Consider the following 4,541-nt stretch of genomic DNA (forward strand, 5'->3'; position numbering starts at 1 on the left):
GATCAACGTAGGTGTGGGACTATTGTACGTTCATACAGTGCTTTACTGCAATTGGCACGCCAGGCTGCCATTGCCACGCAGGCTACCATTGCCACGCAGGCTGCCAGGGGCGGCGCAAACTGGTATGCTCGGCCAGATGGACACGCACTGCCGGTGGCTGCCGTGTTCACCCATCGACTCACCCCGCTCGTCAACCAACATCAGGAGGTCATGGTGGCGCTTTATTCTCTGCTGGATCAGCTGGCCATTCCCTATCAGCGCATCGATCACGCCCCCGTCTTCACCTGCGAGGAGGCCAGCCGGCTGTTGCCCAACCTGCCCGCCGCCAAGACCAAGAACCTCTTCCTGCGCGACCCCAAGAGCGAGCGGCTGTTTCTGGTGGTGACCCCTGAGCAGAGCCGGGTCGATCTCAAGGCACTGGCGAGCGCCCTTGGCGTCAAGCGGCTGAGCTTCGGCTCGCCCGAGCGACTGGAATCCGTGCTCGGCCTCACCCCGGGCTCGGTCACCCTGCTCGCCATGGTGCGCGACAGTGAGAGCGCGGTGGAGCTGGTGGTGGATGAGACTATCTGGCAGGCCGAGCGGGTGCAGTGCCACCCGCTGGTCAATACCGCCACCCTGCTTATTCGCCTCGACGACGTGCGCCGTCTGCTGGCCCACCTCGGCCGGGAAGCCACCGTCATGCGGCTGCCGATGGTGGTCGACTGAGGTCGACATGAACAGGGAATGTCCCCCGTCACTCCCCGTCCCTGATTAATCGTGTCAGCCGCCGGCAACTGGTGGTGTTGGCACTATCCTGCCCAGACCATCCAAGCCATTGCTCAACGGCACAATTCATGCTGTGATCCGCCCCAGTCACCCGGCCCTGAGACCACAGCGCCGTTACCGGCAGGAAGAGCCCACACCCTTGATGCAGAGTCTGTTTTCCTCGGCCCAATTGCTGAGCCTGGTGCTGTTTGTCAGCCTGTCCCACGTCGGGGTCGCGGCCATTTTCGCCTACCTGTGGCATACCCAGCGACCGCTGCGCGCCCTGCTCTACTGGTCGGCCAGCGAGCTGGCCATCGCCGCCGCCTTTGGCTGCCTGCTGCTGCGCCCCCTCACGGGGGAGACGTCCCTTGCCAATATCCTGCTCACCAACCTGCTGATCATCGCCACCCCTCTGCTCTATGAGCGGGGCCTGCGCCACTTTTTCCGGCGCGAGGCCGACCGCTTCGGCTGGCTCTGCCCGCTCCTCGCCCTGGCCGGCTTTCTGCTGTTTGCCCTGATTGCCTCGCAGCAACCGCTGGCCGATGTGCACAGCCGGATCATCACCCTCTCCGGCGTGCTCTCGCTGCAGATTGGCCTGCTGCTGTGGCAGCTCTGGCGCTACCAGCGGCTGGCCCCCGCCTACCGGGTGCTGCGCTTCGCCATCCTGCTGCTCGCCCTGCAACTGGCTCTGCAGCTGCTCAGGATGGCCAAGCATCAGTGGTGGCCGGAGTCGGCTGCCTCCAGCCTGACCGACCCCCTGCTCGGCCCGGTGATCCTGCTCAGCCTGCTCTTTACCATTGCCCGCAGCTTCATCCTGCTGAGCCTGGTGCACACCCGCCAGCAGCAGGCCATGCTCGCCACCCAGCGCGAGCTGGAGCGGCGCGCCAACCAGGATGCCCTGACCGGGCTGGACAGCCGCCACCATTTCGAGCAGCAGCTGGCGGCGCGGGCCTGCCGCAGCGCTCGCCCCTGGCAGCTGCTGCTGATCGACCTGGACAACTTCAAGCAGATCAACGACCGCCACGGCCATCCCGCCGGCGATGCCATGCTGCGGGCGGTGGGGCGAGTGATCCGGGAGAGCCTGCCGCCGGCGGCACTGGCCGGGCGCCTCGGTGGCGACGAGCTGGCGCTGCTGGTGATGGAGACGCCGCAGACGCTGCCTGGCTACTGCCACACCCTGCAACAGGGGGTCACCGAGGCCATCCGCTCGCTGGCTGGCGGCCCCATCGGCCTCAGCATGGGGCTGACTTCGCTGCAGACGGGAGAGAGCTTCGAGCAGGCCTATCTGCGAGCGGATCAGGCGCTCTATGCCGCCAAGCAGAGCGGGCGCATGCGCGCCTGCATTCGCGAGTCCCACCACAGCGAGCCACGCCTGCTGCAAGCGGCAGAGCTGCACCCGTGACAGCCGTCATCGAGTGCCGGGCCGCTCGGCTGACCGACGCCCCCGCCTACCGCCGCTACGTGGCCGAGTGTGGCGCCGCCGGCCTGCCCCTCTATCAGGTGGCGCAATTCGACCCGGATCAGTGGCTGCAGGATCTGCTCGCCCACGCCGCTGGTGAGCGCCTGCCGCCGGACTACCCGCCCACCACCACCTATTTTGCCCTCAAGGGGGAGGAGATCCTCGCCACCTTGCGCCTGCGCCACGGCGACACCCCGGCGACCCGCCAGTGGCTCGGCCACATCGGTTACGAGACCCGCCCCTCCCGCCGCGGTGAAGGGGTGGCCCGCACCCTGCTCGGCTGGCTGCAACGCCATGTCCTGACCGGCCCCGTGCTCATCAGCTGTGACGAGGCGAATCCCGCCTCCCTCAAGGTCATTGCCGCCGCCGGCGGGCAATGGCTGGATCGCCGCTACCATGCCGGCGATCGCTGCTGGGTGAACTTTTACCGGATCCAGCCCCACCCCCCCGCCAGCAAGGCGCCGCTGACTCGCAGCCATAAAAAGAGCGCCCGCAGGCGCTCAGTCGTCTCTTGGTTGCAGGAGCATGGGCGTCAGTAGCCCTCCTCCTGCTCCGCCTTCAGCCGCGCCTGGCGGGCCAGGGCTTCCTCCTCGGCGCTCTCGATTTCGTGCAGTACGGCGTCAAGATCCACCCGCTCGTTGCTCTCTTCGAACAACCCGGTCAGTTCGCTGTCGGGGGTGAGCTTGCCATCTTCATAGAGGGCCCACATCTCCCTGGCGTAACGGGTCTTGAGCAGCTCGGGGGCATACATGCCGTAGTAGTTACGCATGTTGTCGACGTCCCGCTCCAGCATGGCCTTCGCCTGGTTGTTGGCGGCGGCATCCACCACCTGGGGCAGGTCGATGATGACCGGGCCCTCTTCATCCACCAGCACGTTGAACTCCGACAGGTCGCCGTGAATGAGGCCGGCGCAGAGCATGCGCACCACGTAGCGGATCACCCTAGCGTGGTCGGCCAGCGCCTGTTCGCGGCTGAGGGCCACGTCGTTGAGGCGGGGCGCCACGTTGCCATCGGCATCGGTCACCAGCTCCATCAAGAGCACGCCGTCGAGGCAGACATAAGGCCGCGGCACCCGCACGCCGGCGGCAGCCAGCTTGAACAGGGCATCCACCTCGGTGTTCTGCCACACCTCTTCGTGCTGCTTGCGGCCGTACTTGGAGCCTTTCTCCATGGCACGGGCATCGCGGCTGCTGCGCACCCGGCGCCCTTCCTGATAGACCACCGCCTGCTTGAAGCTGCGCTTGGCGGCCTCCTTGTACACCTTGGCGCAGCGGATCTCGTCGCCGCAGCGCACCACGTAAACATCGGCCTCTTTGCCGCTCATCAGCCGGCTGATCACCTCGTCAACCAGGCCGTCGTCAACCAGAGGTTGGATTCGATTTGGAGTTTTCATGCCCGCCCTTTCACCCTGTGTGCGCTCCCGAAGATAGCCTCTTCCGGTGCGCTTGCCTATTCCAGATTGTGCCGTGTCACCGGCGCCCTGGCGCCGATCCTTCCATTGCGTCAGTTTTCGGGGGGCAGGTCGCCGCGGATCCGCTTAATGCCCTCTTCGTAGAAACCCTCGTGCCCCTGGGGATGCTCCATGGTCTCGAAGATCTTGAGGAACCACATGTACTGCTCCGGGTGCTGGCGCAACTGCTGCTCCACCATGTCGTTCATGGCGCGAACGTCGGCCTCCAGATCGGTGCCGGGATAGGGATCGAAGGGGGCCTCGATCTCCAGCCGGTAGCAGCCCTCCTCCTCGTCATAGCAAGCGAGGATGGGCACCGCCTTGGCGCCGGTCAGCTTGACCAGCTTGGGCAGGGCCGGCAGGGTCGCCTTGGGGTGGCCGAAGAAGGGCACGAAGATGCTGGCCTCGCGGCCGTGATCCTGATCCGGCAGGTAGAAGAAGCTGGCGCCGCCGCGGATGGCCTTGATGGCCGGCTTGATGCCGGCACTGCGCTCATACACCTTGCCCCCCTTGGCCCGCTCGCGGTTGATGTACCAGTCGAAGACCTGATCCTTGGCGCTCTTCATCATGGTGCACATGGACATGCCCTGGATGACGAAGTAGCGGCCTATCATGTCGACCGCCCAGGTGTGGGGCACCACCAAGATCATCGGCCGGCCGGCGGCCCGCTCTGCCTCGATGTGCTCCCAGCCGCGCACCTTGATGCGGCCGGCCAGGTGATCGGCGCTGCGCAAGGTCAGCTCGGCAAAGCCCATGAAAGTCTTGAGCCCCACCCGGATCGATTTCAGCAACAGGGCCTGACGGCCCGCCTCGTCAAGCTCGGGAAAGCAGATCTTGAGGTTGGTGTCGGCGATATAGGCCTGCTTCCTGGACAGGCGCAGCAAATGG

Annotated in this window: 5 protein-coding genes; 3 read left to right on the forward strand and 2 right to left on the reverse strand. The window is 65.9% G+C overall.

Annotated features, from left to right (window positions below):
• Window positions 1-210: 210 nt before the first annotated feature.
• The 3 genes from CAK78_RS09410 to CAK78_RS09420 all read left to right on the forward strand — a co-directional run bounded on the left by CAK78_RS09410 (window position 211) and on the right by CAK78_RS09420 (window position 2,742).
• Window positions 211-705 (forward strand): prolyl-tRNA synthetase associated domain-containing protein, encoded by a 495-nt coding sequence (locus tag CAK78_RS09410; protein ID WP_176452736.1) that lies wholly within the window; start codon window positions 211-213, stop codon window positions 703-705.
• Window positions 706-907: 202 nt separating this feature from the next.
• Window positions 908-2,146 (forward strand): GGDEF domain-containing protein, encoded by a 1,239-nt coding sequence (locus CAK78_RS09415; RefSeq protein WP_176452735.1) that lies wholly within the window; start codon window positions 908-910, stop codon window positions 2,144-2,146.
• The gene (locus tag CAK78_RS09420; RefSeq protein WP_254924740.1) at window positions 2,143-2,742 is read left to right on the forward strand and encodes a GNAT family N-acetyltransferase; all 600 of its coding nucleotides are present in this window, start codon (window positions 2,143-2,145) and stop codon (window positions 2,740-2,742) included. Before CAK78_RS09415 ends, CAK78_RS09420 begins: the two co-directional genes overlap by 4 nt.
• Here CAK78_RS09420 and CAK78_RS09425 read toward each other — a convergent pair.
• Together CAK78_RS09425 and CAK78_RS09430 are read right to left on the reverse strand one after the other, a co-directional pair.
• Complete coding sequence (locus CAK78_RS09425; protein ID WP_017782756.1) at window positions 2,736-3,596, reverse strand: PA4780 family RIO1-like protein kinase; 861 nt, start codon at window positions 3,594-3,596, stop codon at window positions 2,736-2,738. The two genes, CAK78_RS09420 and CAK78_RS09425, sit on opposite strands and share 7 nt — an antisense overlap.
• Before the next feature lie 110 nt (window positions 3,597-3,706).
• Window positions 3,707-4,541, reverse strand: an 835-nt coding sequence (locus CAK78_RS09430) for an LpxL/LpxP family acyltransferase (protein WP_094697104.1), incomplete at its 5' end; no start/stop codon positions are given.

Origin of the sequence: Aeromonas sp. A35_P (assembly GCF_002259925.1) — a bacterium.
GTDB classification, from domain to species: Bacteria; Pseudomonadota; Gammaproteobacteria; order Enterobacterales; family Aeromonadaceae; genus Aeromonas; species Aeromonas dhakensis.